The sequence below is a fragment of the Rossellomorea sp. GCM10028870 genome, from assembly GCF_042666755.1.
Lineage (GTDB): Bacteria > Bacillota > Bacilli > Bacillales > Bacillaceae_B > Rossellomorea.
On the sequence record NZ_JBHTGN010000003.1, the window covers coordinates 412,312 to 430,141 of the forward strand.

Consider the following 17,830-nt stretch of genomic DNA (forward strand, 5'->3'; position numbering starts at 1 on the left):
TCTACTTTAGATGTCAGGTTCTTTTTTACTGATAATTCAAAAAATATATACGAGAGTGATGAGATGTGTCATAATAATGGTAATTTATTTAAGGAGGATTCAGCGATGCCCCAAATTATAGAAATTCAGCCTACTCTTCAAGTAATGGAACAAAAAAGAATCGAGCTTCAGGAATATGCTCTATTAAATGGGGTCTCAAATCCTACTACCATTCAGATGAGTCAAGAACTTGATAAACTGATTAATGAGTTTACTCAACAAAAAGCTACATAACAAAAAGCCTGTGTGAGTCTGGAATGATTCGCACAGGCTTCTCCTTTATGATTATTCTGCCGCTTCCGCTTCCTCTTCCCCTTCACTAGCTAAGAAGAAAATCGCCGCAACCTTCCATCCATCTTCTTTCTTATGGAAGACGGTCACTTGCTTACCGGAACGAGTCACTTCTTTATCGCTGTTCGGGTCCTTCGTCGTCGCTTGAATTTCAGCATAAACGTCTGCTTTTTTACCAGCTGCGTAATTGATGATCTTCACGTTTTCCACCGTACGTTTCGAATCTACGGAGTCAAAGATCTGTTTGACATAGCGTTCTTCGTCCGCGTATTCGAAATTCACCGGTGTCTTCGAGATGACACTCATATATGATTCGAAGTCTTCTTCGTTAAATGCATTGATATATTGATCAAAGGCTGCGTTGATCGCCGTTTTCTCTTCTTCCGGGATACCCTCTGCTTCTTTCAGCTCGCTCGCATCCTCAACGATTTGTGTCATCTGATTCAGAGATGCCGCTTCGTCTGTTGCCGGGTCTTCACTTGGCTTTACCTCTTCCGTACTGTTCGTGTTCTCTTCCTTCTTCTCTTCATCTGCACCACAAGCACCCAATAGTAACGTACTCATGCCAATTCCCAACATGATTTTCTTCCAATGCTGTTTCGACAATGCTCTTCACCCTTTTCTAAAATTTGCACTATCTCCATTCTATTGAAAATATTCACAACACTCAAGTTCAATCTCATTTCTTCCAATTAATTATGGTAAAATAATAGCAGGTGATATTATGACGAAAAGCAATAAATACAAACAAATCTTCGAGGATCTCTCTGAAAAAATACAGGATGGCACCTATACAGCGAATTCGATCCTGCCATCGGAAAACGAGCTCTCGGTGATCTATGCCACTTCACGTGAGACGATTCGTAAAGCGCTTACATTATTGGCTCAAAAAGGACTCATCCAGAAACTGCGTGGAAAAGGTTCCCTTGTACTCGATGTATCGCGGATGAGCTTTCCGATATCGGGGCTTGTCAGCTTTAAAGAGCTGCAGACATCGATGGGCCGGGATCAGATTGAGACATATGTTCATGACTTCGGCTTGATCGGTGCTGATGATCAGGTTGCATCACAACTCGAAGCCACTGCCAATGCTGAAGTATGGAAAGTCGTCCGCTCGCGTCGAATCGGCGGTGAGCGAATCATCCTCGACAAATCCTACTTCCTGAAGGAGCAGGTGCCGCTTCTGACAAAAGAAATATGCGAGAACTCCATATATGAATATTTAGAAGGCGAGCTTGAGCTCCCCATCGATTTTGCCAAAAAAGAGATTGTCGTCGAAGAGTGTACGGACGAGGACCGGAAGTACCTTGACTTACATGGTTACGATCACGTGGTCGTCGTGAAGAACTATGTTCACTTGAAGGATGCGACTCTGTTTGAGTATACGGAATCACGCCACCGGTTGGATATGTTCCGGTTTGTTGATTTTGCGCGGAGAAAGCATTAAGGTGGGTCCACTTCCTGGTTGGGGAGTGGATTTTTTTGTTGAACCTTTGTCGTTGTTGCAGATCGAGAGTGGTAATGGACGGTCCTAACGCATGCCTACTAGTAAAGAATATTCGACACGGAGGATCAATTATTAGCAAAGAGGATTAATAAATTTGATTCAGGATCAATAAACCCCGTCAAGGATTGATTATCCCCATTCAGGATTGAAACCCCTTCAACAGGGATCAATTCCTTCGCGAGGGTATCCTTGATCAGGTATTTCACTCTTATTTCGGCCTTCAATCCCATCGAAAATCCCACTCCCGGCTAAAAAAAGACAATCTAAAGCCCTAAACCCATCCAAAACCCCTCCAAACAAACCAAAAAAACGGCCCTTCTCAAAGAAGGGCCGTTTTCTCAACAACAAATTAACAATACGCATGTCTCTCTAAACATTATCGTACCTCTACCCAACCGTTCTTAATCGCAGTTACTACTGCCTGGGTACGGTCATTCACGTTCATTTTTTGTAATATATTACTTACATGATTTTTAACAGTTTTTTCACTGATGTACAGTCCTTCACCAATACCGCGGTTGCTCTTACCGTCAGCCAGCATTTGCAGTACTTCACACTCGCGGCGCGTTAATAGGTGAAGCGGGCGGCGAACTTCGGATTGTTGGAATCCACCTGAGTTTTGGGCGTTTGCCAGGCGCTTGTATTCTGCTACCAGGTTATGGGTTACCTTCGGATGAACGTAGGAGCCGCCATCTGCGACGATCTTCACTGCATCAACCAGTGCTTCTGAGTCCATCTCTTTTAATAGATAACCGAGTGCTCCTGTTTTTAGCGCATGGTTTACATAGTTTTCGTCATCGTGAATGGATAGAATGATGACTTTAGTATCCGGGTATCTGTCCATTAGTTCACGAGTTGCTTCTACGCCGTTTGTTTCAGGCATATTGATATCCATCAGGACAACATCTGGTTCGTGTGCTTCTACTAGGTTCATGGCTTCTGAACCGTCATCGCCTTCTGCTACTACGTTGAAAGAAGGTTCGAATTCAAGGATTCGTTTTACTCCCTCTCTGAAAAGCTGATGATCATCAATGATAACAATATTTGTTGCCATGTCTTTCGCCTCCCTAAACCTTGGAAAAATTTACATATTAAGCGGGACTTGGATCAGGATCACCGTTCCTGTCCCTACTTTTGAGTCAATCGTGATGTCTCCTTCGAGAAGGTCGACACGTTCTTTCATCCCCATGATGCCAAAGGATCCAGTTTTCTGTTTGTCTTTATCGAATCCTTTGCCGTTGTCTTTGACAACAACTGTTATTTGGTCTTTCTTTACTTCTACTTTAACTTGGACATGTGACGCTTCAGCGTGCTTAAGTGCGTTTTGAACACTTTCTTGTACTAATCGGAACAGAGCGACTTCGAATTTTGAAGGAAGTCTGATATCAAGCCCCATATTCACAAACTGAATGGAGGTCTTCTGGTTATACTCTTCGATAGTACTCAAGTATTTTTTGAGGGTCGGAATCAACCCCAGGTCATCAAGTGCCATTGGTCTGAGGTCGTAAATGATGCGTCGGACCTCGTATAGGGCTGAGCGGACCATCCGTTTGAGGTCGCGGATTTCCTTGATGGCATCGTCTGTCCCTTTTTCACGGTAGACACGTTCGATCAAATCGGAACGCATCAAGACGTTGGCCATCATTTGTGCAGGTCCGTCGTGAATTTCACGGGATAAGCGTTTCCGCTCGTCCTCTTGTGCCTCGATGATTTGAAGGCCGAAATCCTGACGCTGCTTCGCGTCCTCCAGTGCCTCATTCACTTGCCTTAAGTCACTATTCAAATAATTGAGAACGACGGATATTTGCGAGCAAAGATTTTCTGCCCGTTCGATCGTGTCCCCGAGTGTGTGTAATCGCCTTTCGAGTTCATCGCGGCGATCTCTCAGCTGCTTTTCATGCTGTCTATTCATTGATAGTTTCATTTGCAGGTCATGAGCTTTCTCGTACGCTTCTCTAACCTGGTCTTCTGAATAGGTTTGAAAATGTTTGCTTACTTCGGAAAGTCTAAGCCGTGCAAACTTGGATTTCTGTTGGAGGTCATCTCCTTCATCAATCACCTTCAAGACCATTTCTTTTACATCCAGTAATTCTTTCATCAAATCTTCATAATCAGTTCGACATTGCTCGCCAATCTGGAAGATTTCATCCTTACTTTCGTCAACCGTATCGACCATCTTTTTCAGGATGCTATCTAACATCTTGGTGTTTATTTTTTTAAGTGACACGGTACACCCCTCTTTTGTTCCACAATAGTAGTCAACCTAGCATAAAGCTTTATGAAAAACTATTCTTGCATAATAATAATTGATTTTTCAGCTTGCGTTCGTTATGTCCATAGACCTACCACTCCGCTTTAAAATCGTACCTCTTATCATTTCAATGCAAAATCACAAAACTCCTTTATTCATCTAGGCATATTCCTATGTAATACCTCTACCAAGGGATCATTCGCTCAAGGTTCGAAGAGAATGAATGGGAATTATCTAGACCATTCGACTTCCCTTTAAAGAGCTTTGGAACAACTGAAGTATTACTATCAGCGTCCATTATACCATGTCATATATTGTCGGAGATTAAAGTTTGATTACATTGTATTACCATTATTTCATGTAGAACCAGTTTTTTCCGTAGGTAATTGGAAATTGATATTTATTTATGTGCAATCCGTTCTACTTTTATATATAGTAGATATAGGATGCAAATAGAGATTAAACGCGTATTTCGCCATTATTCATACATATGGAATTGGAAAGGAGAAACCGTATTGCTACATCACTATAATACCGTCAAGGGTTACGGAGAGCATGAAATTAATATAGAACGTTCCAGGTTCATCACCTACGTCAATCGGGTGGAATCAGAAGAAGAAGCACAGGAATTCATCGCAGCCATTAAGAAAAAGCACTCGGATGCAAATCATAACTGTTCCGCCTATATGATCGGTGAAAATAATCTGATCCAGAAAGCAAATGACGATGGTGAACCCAGTGGTACTGCGGGAGTACCTATGCTTGAGGTATTAAAAAAGAGGGATCTTAAAGACACCGTTGTCGTGGTCACCCGTTATTTCGGTGGGATCAAGCTTGGCGTCGGCGGACTGATCCGTGCATATGGACGTGCGACGTCAGAGGGCTTGAATGCTGCCGGTATTGTGGAAAGAAGACTGATGCGCATCATGAAGTCTACGATTGATTATACGTGGTTAGGAAAAGTGGAGAACGAAGTGAGGTCCTCCCATTATCAACTGAAAGACATTCATTACCTGGAAGCCGTCGAGGTCGAGGTGTATGTCGAGGAAGCTAAAAAGCCTTCGTTCAACGAGTGGATGACGGAGCTCACAAATGGACAGGCTGACATAAGAGAAGGCGATGTGGAATACCTTGAAACACCTGTTGAAACCAACTCGTAAAAATCTTTACATTGGAAAAATCTTTTTTCTTACAAAGCCATCATTAAACTCATACTAATTGTATAGAAGTAACACGGAAAAATGACTCTTTAGACGGATAGAGAAATAACCTTTTTTCGCCTACAATGGTGAAATTAATTGGACATCCTAACGTTTAGATTCATCTGGTTAATGGGTAGTAATAAATTAACTTGTTACTTTTGAAACTTTTCACTAAAATTCGACGTCTAATGAAGAAAGCCTCTGCTTTTTTTGACAAAATAGCCACTACGCATTTTAGTAATTGTTCCCTTAAAAAAAATGTTGCACATCATTAAATATGTGGTATTCTTACAATTGGAGTGCCCATTGAAGAAAAAGAGGTGAACGAATGTACTCTCTAATCGATTTTGTAATTGCTTTTGCTATTTCTTTAGTTGTTTCTGTAGCAGTGACTCCATTCGTAATCAAATTCGCCAAGCGATTTGGCTTTGTCGATAAACCAGACCATCGAAAGGTCCATAAAGGACTCATGCCTCGTGTGGGCGGCTTGTCGATCGTCATAGGTGCATCAGCTGGCTTGTTGTATTTGAATGATCTGATTGCTCCACTTTGGCCGGTCATACTCGGGGGTGGAATCATCCTGATCGTAGGGATCCTTGATGATCGCTTTACCCTGTCACCAAAAGCTAAGCTTGTTGGACAAATCCTGGCAGCTTGTATCGTCGTGTTTGCCGACTTTAAAATTGACTTTATTACTTTGCCGTTCGTGGCAGAGCGTATATATTTAGGGAATTTCAGTTATGTGTTCGGTATTCTGTGGATCGTAGGAATCACCAATGCCATTAACCTGATCGATGGACTGGATGGACTTGCAGGCGGAGTATCCGTCATTGCCATGACTTCCATTATGGCTCTTGCAGCTATGAATGGTCAGTATATGGTGGTTGCCCTTACCGTTATCCTAATCGGAGGGACAATCGGATTCCTGTTCTTCAACTTTAATCCTGCGAAGATCTTTATGGGTGATACGGGAGCATTGTTCCTTGGCTATTGTATTTCCATCATCTCGCTCCTTGGATTGTTTAAGAGTGTCACGATCTTCAGTTTAGTTGTTCCAATTATCATCCTGGCTATACCGATTTTTGATACGTTCTTTGCGATTATCAGACGTATCCTGAATAAGCAAAAGATTTCAGCACCTGATAAGTCCCATTTACACCATCGCTTACTGGCAATGGGCTTCTCTCATAAAGAGACGGTCCTGATTATTTATGCGATTGGAGCATTTTTCGGACTATGCGCGATCCTATTCACTCGATCAACCCTTTGGGGAGCTATTCTCTTCTCCGCTGTTCTGGTGATTATCATTCAGTTGACGGCAGAAGTGGTTGGATTGATCGGTCAGCATAAGCCTTTGATCAATACGATGAAGAAATTACGCGAAAGATAAGCACACGCTCACGTTTATGCGTGGAAAATACTAGATTAGTAGAAAACCTTGGATGATTATCCAAGGTTTTCTTTTTGTCTGATTGAGATCGATTATGGCTCCAAATTGGCTGATTACAAGGATTTTCTTTAGATTGTCCTTTTTTAGCTGGGAATGTAGTTTAAAGCCAGCCTAAAGGCCAATTCTGGTGACGGATCTGTAGGTTGAGATGGGCTTCGCGGGAGAATTGATCCGGTTTGGGATATAATTGATCCTGATATCCGATAATTGATCCTTATTGGGCTGTATTAATCCTGAATCTGATTAATTGATCCTCACTTCATTTTATTGATCCATCGTGTCGAATTTTCTTGATAAGCGTACGATACATCGAGGACCGTCCCCCTTATTGATTGACCAAAGACAAGGAGTTGACTCTATTTTGCCCACCATTCGTCAAATCACGCATATAAACGCTCCTGTTTCTGTTTGTTTCGACTTAGCCCGCAATGTGGATATTCATACTCAAACGACCTCTAAAACGAAAGAGAGGGCCATAGGAGGCGTCACAAGCGGTTTATTGGAGATTGGAGATACCGTGACATGGGAAGCCGTTCATTTTGGCGTTAAACAGCGACTGACGGCTCAAATTGTCGAAATGGACGCCCCCCATTCGTTCACGGACGTTATGGTGAAGGGTGCTTTTACATCCTTTACTCATATCCATGAATTTAGCCAACAGGATAATGGCACACTAATGAAGGATACTTTCTCATATGAAGCTCCACTGGGCATAATCGGGACGCTTGCAGACAAACTCTTTTTAAAAAGGTACATGCACACGTTCATCAAGATGAGAGCAAACGAATTGAAGAAGATCGCTGAACAAACAAACACTCCTACCTCATGAGATAGGAGTGCGAGCGTTATTCTTTTTCCTCAAAATAATTGCTTCTGATGATCAGATCCGATACTTGCTGAGCTTTCAATTCGAATTCCTTCTTATCGTCGGACAGTTCACGATCTGATCGAATCGTATTCTCGAGTGGGATGACGGCAAAACTGTCATCCGATGTAAGCATGTTTCTTCCCATTACCACATCTCCATACTTCTTTTCCTCAATGCCCATGACATAGGCCAGCGTAGGGAAGATATCGACTTGACCGTAGGCCTTGTCCAGTTCCATCGGTTCCATGCCAGGATTGTAGAGGATGAACGGCACTCTGCCCTCTTCGTCGATCCCTTCAACCTTTGGATTTTCTTTCATCATTTGATCTTTGTAGCTGTTTTCGAAAGCGGCGTGATCACCGAAGATCGCAATCATGGTGTCATCGAGCATATCGTTCGCTTCAAGATCTTCCATCAGCTTACCGACCGCCATATCCGTGTAGTGTATGGACTGCAGGTAATGAGCAGCGGATGTATCGCTGTATTGAGCTTCAAATTCAAGACCTCTGAATTGTTCCGGGATGACGAACGGCGTGTGACTTGTCAGCGTAATCAAATAGCCAAAGTAAGGCTGCTCCTTTTTACTCAAGAATTCAACCGATTGATGGAAAAACTCTTCATCACTCAAGCCCATCCCGATTTCTTCGCCTTCATGAAACTCCTCAATGGCATGATATTCATCAATCCCGATATGCGGGTAAGCTTCACGTCTGTTCCAATACGTTCCCTCGTCCCCGTGGAAGGCATAGGTTGAATACCCTTCCTCTTTCAACAGTCCGGGAAGCGTCGTATAATCATTCGTCGGATAGCGGAAGAATGTGCTCCCCTCCATGACCGGAAGCAGGGATGTATTCACGACAAACTCTGCATCAGAGCTTCGTCCGCCCTTTGTCTGCGGATAGAAGTTGGACGCATAGATACTGTTCTTCAACAGTTTGTTCAGGTTGGGGGTTACTTCTTTCCCATTCACCTTTTTATTCAGCACCCAGTTTTCAAGTGATTCAAATTGAAGGATGAGCAGGTTTTTCCCTTCTCCGACTCCTTCGTACTTATTGTTTAAGTACAGCCTTTTTTCTCTATTTTCCTCTTTATTGTCAAACCATTCTTTTACGAGGGTTTCCTCTTCCTCGTTCAAGTCGATGTAGCGATTGTTTTGATAAAACAGGTACATATCCAGCACACTGTATTGAAGCGGATTGAACTTCAATATGTAATCATAGCGATCGTAAATCTTGAAGATCTGGGCATATGGAGTGCCATCGATATAGTGATTCTTCAAAGGCTTCACGGCAAGGATGCTGAAACCTGCCAGGAAAATGATGATAAAGGTTTTCCATTGTACCTTGGGAATCGAAAAGGATTTCTTTTTCGTCAGGATGAGCAATAGGATGATATCCACTACAAACAGGACATCCAGCCCGTTGATCAGTTCCATGATGCTCGGTCCGAGTCCTGAAAGATTGGACGTCTGCAGTAAGGCAAAGAACGATAGTGGTGTTCCAAAGTAGCGGATATACCATAACTGGGACAGCAATAGGAAGGTCGCGACAATATTTAGACCGATGATGGCCGTCTTTCTCGACCAGGTTTTAAACAGAAACACAAATGAAAATAACATCAAAATACTGCCCGGAAGCGTCACGAATAAGCTTTTCACTTCAAATAGGCCTTTTCCTAATAATAAATAGAATAATACGACTTTAATGGAAAGACCAACGGCAGAGATGAGCAGGAGTTTGTCCTGCCATATGGAAAGCAGTGCCTCTTTTAGCTTGTTTACTAGATTCATAATCTTAATACCTCGTTTACATAATTGTAATAAAATTTTAACACTTTTCCTTTTACTTATAAAGTCAGGGTTTGACATTTTATTGTAGAAATCGACTTTATTAGGGATGGACACGACAAATAAAGTCGCGAAAAAACCCGATTTGAGAGGCTCAAACCGGGTTTCGTTTCCATTATCTACTAGTCGGTGTCCATGTTGCCTGTCTCTTACCTGAGATCGCTCTCAGCGTACCAAGGAAGGCTGCATAGTTTACCAGGCAGAAGTAGTAAGGGATATACGTGATTTTGTTGCTCGTCACTTTGCCTAAAAGTGCGAGGAGGTAGAATGCCAATTGTAAGCCGAACATGACTTGATAGAATGGCTGATCCAGTAAGAAAAGATTAATGATAAAAATGGCAATCATATAGTAAGGAACAAGCCATCTCAAGAATTTATGAGACATGTATTTATAGAAGAAATCGAAATTCCTGAACGGATTCAACACATGCTTGTAGCTCATGATCCCTGTGAAGCTTCGCGTTACGATACGGACTTTCCGGCCAAATTCTTCTGATGATTTTGGTGATGTCTCTTCCATCGTGATCGCATTCGGTTCATAGACGAATCGCTTTTGCTGGTTGATGATGATCAGCGGGTTCTGCATATCATCGCCGACGTTCGGATTCATCTCTTTGAATAATTCTTTACGGAGCGCATAGATCGAACCATTTGCCACGATCGTCGTACCTGTTGCCGTTTCGAGCATTTTCAGGAGCTTCTCATACTTCCAGTAAGCACCCTCTGATTCTCCGATAGATGAGTTTGTTGGATTGGTTAATCTAAGCTCACCACAAACCCCACCGATTTCTTCATCTTTAAAGTGCTTCACTAAATGATGAACAGCATCCTTATTGTAAAGCGAGTTCGCATCCGAGAATACAAGGACTTCACCAGTTGCCAACGGAACGGACTTGTTCAGTGCCGCTGTCTTCCCTTTTCTTCCTTTTACGACATTCAGCTTCACGTTCGGATATTTCGCCACGAACTCATTGACGATGTCGTTCGTTCTGTCGGATGAATCATCTGACACAACGATGATTTCAAGCTTGTCCTGTGGATAATCAAGATCCACAGAATTTTGTACTTTTTCAGCGATGACTTTCTCTTCGTTGTATGCTGCGATAAAGAGCGTTACCTTTGGTTCATAGCCTGTATCCGTGATTTGATCCTTTTTGACAACTCCTGATATGAGCTTCAGCAGGATCGGATAACCGGCATAGATATAAACCGAAAGGAGGATCAGCAGCCAAAAGATTATTTCCAGTATCATATCATGACTTCCTCTCATCTATCCTTATTACCAATTGAAGGTGGACCCTGATGAAGGATCCACCTATCATGTTATGCTTTGACCGTTTTTCTTCCGATTGACGCATAATAGAATCCGTTCTCTTCCATATGAGCAGGATCAAAGATATTACGTCCATCAACGATGACTTTGCTGTTTACTAGTGTAGCTACTTTTTCTAAATCCAGCTCTCTTACTTCATCCCACTCTGTCAGAATCAGGATGGCATCCGAGTTCTGGATGACTTCATACAGGTCTTGTCCAGTACGAAGATTTGGAATGAGCGCTTTAGCGTTTTTCTCTGCAATGCGATCATAGGCGGTGATGTCCGCTCCCAGTTCTTGCAGTTTAGGAATGACATCAACAGAAGGTGCGTCCCTCATATCATCTGTATTCGGCTTAAATGCAAGACCAAGGACAGCAATTTTCTTGTTTGTCAGGTCGCCATCAAAGGCTTCTACCAGCTTGTTTACAACCTTAAAGCGCTGAAGACCATTCACCGCTTCAACGTCTTTGACGATTTTGAAGTCGTAGCCCACTTGATCGGCAATCTTGACAAGGGCACTTGTATCTTTAGGGAAACAAGAACCTCCGTAGCCGATTCCAGCGTTCAGGAATTGAGGGCCGATACGCGGGTCATATCCCATTCCTTCTGCTACCTTCGTCACGTCCGCCCCAACAAGTTCACACACGTTCGCCACTTCATTGATGAAGCTGATTTTCGTTGCAAGGAACGCATTGGACGCATATTTGATCATTTCAGATGTTTCGATGTTTGTCACGACGATATTTTTGGTAAAAGGAGCATGTAATTCCTTCAGGATCGCCTCTGCTTTCTCTGATTCCACACCGATGACTGCTCTTTCCATATTCACTGTATCATAAATGGCCGACCCTTCACGAAGGAATTCAGGGTTTGATGCCACATCGAATTCTTCATGGCCGACTACTTCTTTGATGACACCTTTGATCATGGCACCTGTTCCCACTGGAACCGTACTCTTCGTCACGATCACTTTATAGTCATGAAGGTGCTCTGCAATCGAGCGGGCAGCCGCTTCAATATATTGCAGGTTCGCCTCACCATTCTCTTTTGGAGGAGTTCCAACCGCAATGATGACAAGATCTGCATCCTTCATCCCTTCAGCATAATCCGTTGTGAAGGATAAGCGGCCTTCGCTGATGTTCTTTTCTACTAATTCGGTTAAGCCCGGCTCGTAAATAGGGATGATCCCATTTTTCAGGTTCTCTACTTTTTGAGCGTCTATATCCAGGCATGTCACTTTGTTTCCGGCGTCACTGAAGCATACGCCTGAAACAAGTCCTACATAACCTGTACCAATTACACAAATGTTCATCTTAATTTCTCCTTGTTCATTCTGAAATGATGTCTTTTAACCAGCTTTTCAATGGACCTTTAAGGTCATCTCTCATTAAAGCAAACTCTACTGTTGCTTGAACAAAGCCGTATTTGTTTCCAATATCATATCTTTTACCATTAAAAGAATATCCGTAAACATTTTGCTTCGTATTTAATTCTTGAAGAGCGTCTGTCAATTGAATTTCATTTCCTTGACCAGGCTCAAGGTTTCCTAGAATATCAAGGACATCCGGAGTTAGAACATAGCGCCCCATGATAGCCATGTTGGAAGGAGCATCCTCTAATTTCGGCTTTTCTACCAGTCCTTTGACTTTGAAAAGTGGACCATCGTTCGCAGGGTCTTCCACGTCGATGACACCATATTTGGATACGTCCTCGTCAGGAACTTCCTGTACGCCGATGATGCTTGATTCTTTCTCTTCGAATTCATCGATCAGTTGTTTAAGACAAGGTTTCTCAGAGATGACGATGTCGTCTCCAAGAAGGACTGCGAAAGGATCGTTCCCGATGAATTTTCTTGCACACCAGATGGCATGTCCGAGTCCTTTAGGCTCTTTTTGACGAATGTAGTGAATGTCCGCCAGATGAGAGATTTGTTTGATTTGCTCGAGCTCATCATATTTTTCTTTCATTGCAAGCATTTCTTCAAGCTCTAAAGACTTGTCAAAATGGTCTTCGATGGCACGTTTTCCACGGCCTGTGACGATCAGGATATCCTCTATCCCGGAATTCACCGCTTCTTCGATAATATATTGGATTGTAGGTTTATCTACAATTGGTAACATTTCTTTCGGCTGTGCCTTTGTTGCTGGTAAGAATCTCGTACCTAAACCCGCAGCCGGGATAATCGCTTTTTTTACTCTCAAAGAACTCACCTCTTAGTTTTGTGTAAATCATTTGTTCTTATTCTACTGATTCGAAGTCTTTTTAATAGTGTCTGCAGATTTTGGCTCATTTACGCCCTGTGGAGACAAAACGCCTGAGCAAATTTCTTTGCTCTTTCGTTTTGTTTCCACAGGGCGTACTTTCAGCTGCGCTGAAAGCGATTGAAACGTTCGTTTCAATCGATGAGCCAAAATCATTAATTTTCACGAGTATTATACCATATGTTGTTGATTTCTTAATCTCACAGGTTTATTGTGCTATAATATAGCGAGTAATTTCAGATGTGAGGATGAAGAAAATGATTAGTGTAATCGTACCAACTCTTGGAACGAAGCCAGAGGAATTGAAACGATTGTTTGAAAGTCTTAATAATCAATCATACAAAGACTTCGAAGTCATTATTGTATCACAAGACAATCACAATTATATTACATCCGTTTTAAAAGATGTTAACTTTAAATACAATCATATTGAAATTGACCGCAAAGGGTTGTCACTTGCCCGGAACGTTGGTATTGAGCATGCGAGTGGCAGCATTCTGACGTTTTCGGATGACGACTGCTGGTATAATGACGACTCGTTCCAGCTTGTTGTGGATTATTTCAACGAGAATCTCGAGACCGATGTCGCATGCTTCCAAATCTATGATCCGATCAAGGGCGTTTACTATAAAGAATATGACGAAGAAGAGCAGAAACAGGTTACAACCGGTAAGCTGTTGAAGAAGTCTTCTATTGAAATCTTTATTCAAACGGCGAATATCGAGCCCTCCCTGATTCGATTCGACGAGAAGTTCGGCTTGGGTGCGATTTATCCATCTGGTGAAGAGAATGTCTTCTTATTCGATTTAGCCAGAAACCATAAGTCCATCAGCTATTATCCGAAGGTTGTCGTGAATCATGAGAAGCCTGAGATGCAGACCCGTTTATATGAAAAATCGTTTATCGGAAAAGGTCCTTTGTTTAAGAGGATGTACAATACCCCTACAGCGGTGGTTCTATTGACCCTTTTTACGTTGAAAAAGTATCGTCATTTAGATGAGCCATTCAGCTATTACGGTAAAGCGTTTAGAGAGATTTTCAGGTATGAGAAGAAGTAGTGTTTGATCGTTATGGTTCGAGTTGCGGCAGGTGCCCGGTTGTGGGCGCCTGCCGTTTTTTTGGTATGTCGTAGATTTAAATTGTGAACTGATGGCGGTTTTGGTTTATAGGGAATCGATTTCTGTTTGTTTTGGATGGGGATTTCTTTTAGATTGTCCATATTTGGGTGGGAATGTGCTGTTTGGGTAGGTTGCAGGCCGATTTGAGGATGTAATCTGTGGAGTTGGGTTACCTTCGCAGGATAATTCGGTCCTGTTTTGGAGGAAATTGATCCTGATCATCGATCATTAATCCTCGATTGGCTTTTTCAATCCTGAAATTGATTTATTGATCCTCATTTCAATGAATTGATCCTCCGTGTCGAATTTTCTTTATCCCGCAGGTACCAACCGTACCGTCTCCATCTACAGATATCGTTTGCACATCATGTGCCCAATGCAGAATAAAAAAGGTGCACCCATCTCCAATGGGTGCACCTCAAGTAATCACTTCTCTTTTAAAATGACTTCTGTAATCATGTCATTTTCTTTTGTTAATTTCAGCTCATTTTGTTCGAGATCGAGCTCATTTTCGAGATCGCCATGGATCTTTTCGAATTCCGCTGCGGGAATGTTTACCGGGAACTTGATTTCCACAAGTCGCTTATCTTCGTTTAATCCAACAAAGGAGTTGAACTCTTTGTAGTAGTAGTAGAATTCAACTTCGCCTTGCCCTTCAAAGATGTAAACAGGATCTCCATATTTACGGAACAGATTCTTTTCCGAATATCCGATTGGAAGAGGCGTTTCTGGTAAGAGGCCTGCGTCCACGTATTGCAGGAATTCATCGGATAGGACTTTTCTGTTGTTCTTCTCGTAATCGATCCGGAAGCTCAGCGTACCGGACTTTTCGAGAAGCTCTTCGTCCGTTAGCTCCAGGAACTCTTCCGTTGCCAGCTCTTCATTTAATGCACTTATTAATTCGACAATCGGAATTTCTTCTTGAGCCAGTAATATTTTTGTAATCTTGCCCTCTTCTACTTCGAACACAACGCTCTGTTTCTTGATGATCATATACACATACGATGTGGTCGCATTTTCATCTGCTTTGTATTCAAACATGTCCAGCTCTAAGTTGTTGTCAATGACCTTTTGGAGGTTATCTCCTACATTGATCGTGTCAGAAATCTTGAACTTTTTATTGGATGTGATCAGGTAGTCTGCTTCTCCGCCAGTGAAGTGAACGCGAAGCTTCTGTTCTGAATCATCCAGTACTTTATCCTTGGATTCGGGATCTTTCATGACCTTAAATACTTCCTGATACCTTTCTCCTAAGCCGAAATTCAGGAGTGAATATTCGTTTCCGACCGATTTATATTCACTTTTTTGCACCTCTTTTGTTTTCACGCCAACAATAATGCCAAACAAAAGAACCACAAAGATCAGATATGAAAGAAAGATTTTGTATGAACTCAACTGTATCACTCCGTTACATTTAGCTTATCTTTGTGTTTCATTTCACCGATTTTCACTAGCACGGCGATAACTAATAGAACTGCCCAGAATCGTGGTGTGACATAATCCGCTCTGTATAAGGATGTGACCATCAGGTGAAAGTACTCGACTAATGCAATGAAGTAGTACATGTTCTTCATGCCGTTCTTCAATAGGAATACGGCGATGGAAATTAATCCTGTCAGTAAAAGAAGGAGTCCGATGACACCTTGCTCAAATAGCACATCGATAAACATATTGTTTGCCGAGATGGCCAGGCTCATCTGGGTATGAGGTACAATCTTGGTCCCCGCCAGGAACTCATAAGCTCCCGGTCCATATCCAAATAGTCCCGATATGATGGAATGATCGAACAGCCACTGGAATGGCATGACGTACATATAAATCCGGCTTGATTGTGTCGGATCGAAAAGGTTATCTCTTCTTCCCCAAATCGGAGAGAAGAATTTGGCCAGTAGATCCGGATTCACCAAATAAAGACCTGCAATCCCGATGATCCCAACCAACGGAATCATCCACAGGATTTTCTTCGGGAATTTTGGATGGAACATTAAGTAAACCATTAAGAAGCCGATCACCAGTACCAGATTGAAATAGGCGCTCACGGAAAATGTAAAGGCCAGGATGAATAGCGTCGGAATAAGTACGGCGACCGCATACACCCATTTCCGTTTTACAAACAGGAATGCCAGGATAATCAAATCAATCAAGAACGGTCCCATATAGCTTGGTTCATTGGTGAATGAAGTGATCCGAAAATCGAACAGTGTCACTCCTTCCACACTATGAACAAAGGAACGGGTGTTTAGATTAAGGAATGGAATGTTGAACATGAAATAGGCAAGCTGCCAAAAGGCTACAGCCACTAATAACAATATCGACAACGGGTAGACTTTGATGATGCTTGCATTATCCTTTGGCTCATTCACAAGCAAACGGTAGCCGAAGTACACAAACATGAAAAAGCTGAGATAATAGGCAAGTCGCGTGATCATCGAGCTTTTCAAGTAGCTCATATACTCTACGCTATTCAATACCGTAGCCGTATAAAAAGCAGAAAGAATAGCCAGTGCCAATGAGATAAGGAAAAGAATCAGGAAGCGTTTCAAGTATTTATCAAACTCTGAGGTTTGCGTTAAACGTTTTCGATTGAGTACGTAATACAGGAATAATAATGAGCCAACTCCCAATGTCAGCACCGCAGGAACGGGTACGGGGAGAAGCTTGATGTATTTAGCTTGAGTAGAGAACTGGGCGAAGAACAAATATCCGGCCACTAATATCAAGATGATCTGTTTCACCCTCGGCTCATACTTGTTCATGAGTGTGGAAAAATTCATACTAAACTCCTCATTGTCTTTATAGTTTATGGAAGGCTTATTTGTTTCATAAGAGCCTTATTGAATATAGTCTATATCTTTCAGTAGAAGAATTCCGTCCTTCTTCTCCCATTCCGTCATATAAACCAATTCATTTTCTTTATTAAAACGATAGAATTTATTGACAGCTTCGGTATGAAAATAACTTTTACGCTGAGATGTCAGTTTCTCTTTAAGATAGTTGAAGTCCGTTTCTGTCACTGTGTTGTCAGGACTCAGCATATATTTAAAGGTATCCCAATCCGTGTTTTCAATATTATTGCGAATGTATTGATCAGCTTCCAGAAGGTTTCTGAATTTCAATGGCTGATCACCGCAGCCGCTTAAGAATAAAGTGATCAAAATTAGTAGAACGGCAAACTGTCTTTTCATTACAAACTCCTTTCCTATGAGGACCATCGTCTCTTTCGAATTCCTTGTTTCCTATGTAAAAAGGGACGCACCCTGTTAAGTCTTGATAATCAAACAACAATAAAAAATTATACATGAAAACCAACCATTTGAAAATGCTTTGTTCCCTGCCCCTATACGCTTTGTCACCCCTGTCAATACTGAAAAATGACGCAGATTCTCTATGATTCCGTTATGTTAAATATGTGTTACAAACATGTTTTATAGTCATAATTTTGGAAGATTGATCTATATGAGGGAAAGTTACGCTTTTTCAGCTACTCGTTAACTGCCTGTTGGCGGGGGTGGGAGCTTGTATTGGATGGGCAAATTGAGTGTGCATTTAAAGAAAATTCGACCCGAGGATTAATTATCCCGCGAAGACCGCTTCAAGTCATCGATTCACCACTCGAATCGGCTTTCAATCCAGTCTAAAACCACCCTCCCAGCTATAAAGAGACTATCTGATGCCAAAAAC

17 protein-coding genes are annotated in these 17,830 nt (G+C 42.1%); 6 read left to right on the plus strand and 11 right to left on the minus strand.

Going from position 1 to position 17,830, the window contains the following annotated elements:
* Nucleotides 1-105 precede the first annotated feature (105 nt).
* Complete coding sequence (locus tag ACFQWC_RS15855) at nt 106-273, plus strand: aspartyl-phosphate phosphatase Spo0E family protein (protein WP_299742963.1); 168 nt, start codon at nt 106-108, stop codon at nt 271-273.
* A 51-nt stretch (nt 274-324) separates the two neighbouring features.
* On the opposite strand, the gene ACFQWC_RS15860 is transcribed toward ACFQWC_RS15855, so the two are convergent.
* On the minus strand, nt 325-936 hold the full coding sequence (locus ACFQWC_RS15860) for a Cif family virulence factor (protein WP_299742960.1): 612 nt from the start codon (nt 934-936) through the stop codon (nt 325-327).
* 118 nt (nt 937-1,054) lie between these two features.
* Here ACFQWC_RS15860 and treR point away from each other — a divergent pair, with 118 nt between their 5' ends.
* Entirely contained in the window at nt 1,055-1,777 is a 723-nt protein-coding gene (gene treR / locus ACFQWC_RS15865; RefSeq protein ID WP_377108414.1) for a trehalose operon repressor, read from the plus strand.
* A gap of 125 nt (nt 1,778-1,902) precedes the next feature.
* Here treR and ACFQWC_RS15870 read toward each other — a convergent pair whose 3' ends face one another.
* The 3 genes from ACFQWC_RS15870 to ACFQWC_RS15880 all read right to left on the minus strand — a co-directional run bounded on the left by ACFQWC_RS15870 (nt 1,903) and on the right by ACFQWC_RS15880 (nt 4,064).
* Nucleotides 1,903-2,067: a hypothetical protein gene (locus ACFQWC_RS15870; protein ID WP_299742954.1), complete on the minus strand. Its 165-nt coding sequence runs from the start codon at nt 2,065-2,067 to the stop codon at nt 1,903-1,905.
* A 146-nt stretch (nt 2,068-2,213) separates the two neighbouring features.
* On the minus strand, nt 2,214-2,891 hold the full coding sequence (locus ACFQWC_RS15875; protein WP_299742952.1) for a response regulator: 678 nt from the start codon (nt 2,889-2,891) through the stop codon (nt 2,214-2,216).
* A 30-nt stretch (nt 2,892-2,921) separates the two neighbouring features.
* Complete coding sequence (locus ACFQWC_RS15880) at nt 2,922-4,064, minus strand: sensor histidine kinase (RefSeq protein WP_377108416.1); 1,143 nt, start codon at nt 4,062-4,064, stop codon at nt 2,922-2,924.
* A gap of 539 nt (nt 4,065-4,603) precedes the next feature.
* Here ACFQWC_RS15880 and ACFQWC_RS15885 point away from each other — a divergent pair.
* From ACFQWC_RS15885 to ACFQWC_RS15895, 3 genes are all read left to right on the plus strand, one after another.
* Entirely contained in the window at nt 4,604-5,248 is a 645-nt protein-coding gene (locus ACFQWC_RS15885) for a YigZ family protein (RefSeq protein ID WP_377108418.1), read from the plus strand.
* A 370-nt stretch (nt 5,249-5,618) separates the two neighbouring features.
* Nucleotides 5,619-6,680, plus strand: coding sequence for a glycosyltransferase family 4 protein (locus ACFQWC_RS15890; protein WP_044338402.1), 1,062 nt, complete (start codon nt 5,619-5,621; stop codon nt 6,678-6,680).
* A 421-nt stretch (nt 6,681-7,101) separates the two neighbouring features.
* A complete protein-coding gene (locus ACFQWC_RS15895) occupies nt 7,102-7,569 on the plus strand; it encodes an SRPBCC family protein (protein ID WP_299742939.1) in 468 nt (155 codons plus the stop codon).
* 16 nt (nt 7,570-7,585) lie between these two features.
* Here ACFQWC_RS15895 and ACFQWC_RS15900 read toward each other — a convergent pair whose 3' ends face one another.
* The 4 genes from ACFQWC_RS15900 to galU all read right to left on the minus strand — a co-directional run bounded on the left by ACFQWC_RS15900 (nt 7,586) and on the right by galU (nt 12,971).
* Nucleotides 7,586-9,397, minus strand: coding sequence for an LTA synthase family protein (locus tag ACFQWC_RS15900; RefSeq protein ID WP_299742936.1), 1,812 nt, complete (start codon nt 9,395-9,397; stop codon nt 7,586-7,588).
* A gap of 172 nt (nt 9,398-9,569) precedes the next feature.
* Nucleotides 9,570-10,706, minus strand: a complete 1,137-nt coding sequence (locus ACFQWC_RS15905) for a glycosyltransferase family 2 protein (RefSeq protein ID WP_299742934.1) — start codon at nt 10,704-10,706, stop codon at nt 9,570-9,572.
* A 71-nt stretch (nt 10,707-10,777) separates the two neighbouring features.
* Nucleotides 10,778-12,082 carry a UDP-glucose dehydrogenase family protein gene (locus ACFQWC_RS15910; RefSeq protein ID WP_299742931.1) on the minus strand — a complete coding sequence of 435 codons (1,305 nt, stop codon included), beginning with the start codon at nt 12,080-12,082 and terminating at the stop codon, nt 10,778-10,780.
* Nucleotides 12,083-12,098: 16 nt separating this feature from the next.
* Entirely contained in the window at nt 12,099-12,971 is an 873-nt protein-coding gene (gene galU, locus ACFQWC_RS15915) for a UTP--glucose-1-phosphate uridylyltransferase GalU (RefSeq protein WP_299742929.1), read from the minus strand.
* Nucleotides 12,972-13,288: 317 nt separating this feature from the next.
* Between galU and ACFQWC_RS15920 the strand changes: the two genes are divergently transcribed.
* Complete coding sequence (locus ACFQWC_RS15920) at nt 13,289-14,089, plus strand: glycosyltransferase family 2 protein (protein WP_299742926.1); 801 nt, start codon at nt 13,289-13,291, stop codon at nt 14,087-14,089.
* A gap of 486 nt (nt 14,090-14,575) precedes the next feature.
* On the opposite strand, the gene ACFQWC_RS15925 is transcribed toward ACFQWC_RS15920, so the two are convergent.
* Genes ACFQWC_RS15925 through ACFQWC_RS15935 form a run of 3 tightly spaced genes read right to left on the minus strand, consistent with a single transcriptional unit; the run spans nt 14,576 to nt 17,334 of the window.
* A complete protein-coding gene (locus ACFQWC_RS15925) occupies nt 14,576-15,544 on the minus strand; it encodes a hypothetical protein (RefSeq protein ID WP_299742923.1) in 969 nt (322 codons plus the stop codon).
* Between the two features lie 5 nt (nt 15,545-15,549).
* Nucleotides 15,550-16,923: an O-antigen ligase family protein gene (locus ACFQWC_RS15930; RefSeq protein WP_299742920.1), complete on the minus strand. Its 1,374-nt coding sequence runs from the start codon at nt 16,921-16,923 to the stop codon at nt 15,550-15,552.
* Nucleotides 16,924-16,980: 57 nt separating this feature from the next.
* Nucleotides 16,981-17,334 (minus strand): hypothetical protein, encoded by a 354-nt coding sequence (locus ACFQWC_RS15935; RefSeq protein WP_299742917.1) that lies wholly within the window; start codon nt 17,332-17,334, stop codon nt 16,981-16,983.
* Nucleotides 17,335-17,830 lie beyond the last annotated feature (496 nt).

What these genes read in the sequence shown, in the direction of transcription:
- ACFQWC_RS15905 (WP_299742934.1), bottom strand. Translation starts at nt 10,706, where the DNA reads ATGATACTGGAAATAATCTTTTGGCTGCTGATCCTCCTTTCGGTTTAT.
- ACFQWC_RS15890 (WP_044338402.1), top strand. Translation starts at nt 5,619, where the DNA reads ATGTACTCTCTAATCGATTTTGTAATTGCTTTTGCTATTTCTTTAGTT.
- ACFQWC_RS15920 (WP_299742926.1), top strand. Translation starts at nt 13,289, where the DNA reads ATGATTAGTGTAATCGTACCAACTCTTGGAACGAAGCCAGAGGAATTG.
- ACFQWC_RS15870 (WP_299742954.1), bottom strand. Translation starts at nt 2,067, where the DNA reads ATGGGATTGAAGGCCGAAATAAGAGTGAAATACCTGATCAAGGATACC.
- ACFQWC_RS15935 (WP_299742917.1), bottom strand. Translation starts at nt 17,334, where the DNA reads ATGAAAAGACAGTTTGCCGTTCTACTAATTTTGATCACTTTATTCTTA.
- treR (WP_377108414.1), top strand. Translation starts at nt 1,055, where the DNA reads ATGACGAAAAGCAATAAATACAAACAAATCTTCGAGGATCTCTCTGAA.
- ACFQWC_RS15930 (WP_299742920.1), bottom strand. Translation starts at nt 16,923, where the DNA reads ATGAATTTTTCCACACTCATGAACAAGTATGAGCCGAGGGTGAAACAG.
- ACFQWC_RS15910 (WP_299742931.1), bottom strand. Translation starts at nt 12,082, where the DNA reads ATGAACATTTGTGTAATTGGTACAGGTTATGTAGGACTTGTTTCAGGC.
- ACFQWC_RS15855 (WP_299742963.1), top strand. Translation starts at nt 106, where the DNA reads ATGCCCCAAATTATAGAAATTCAGCCTACTCTTCAAGTAATGGAACAA.
- ACFQWC_RS15900 (WP_299742936.1), bottom strand. Translation starts at nt 9,397, where the DNA reads ATGAATCTAGTAAACAAGCTAAAAGAGGCACTGCTTTCCATATGGCAG.
- ACFQWC_RS15875 (WP_299742952.1), bottom strand. Translation starts at nt 2,891, where the DNA reads ATGGCAACAAATATTGTTATCATTGATGATCATCAGCTTTTCAGAGAG.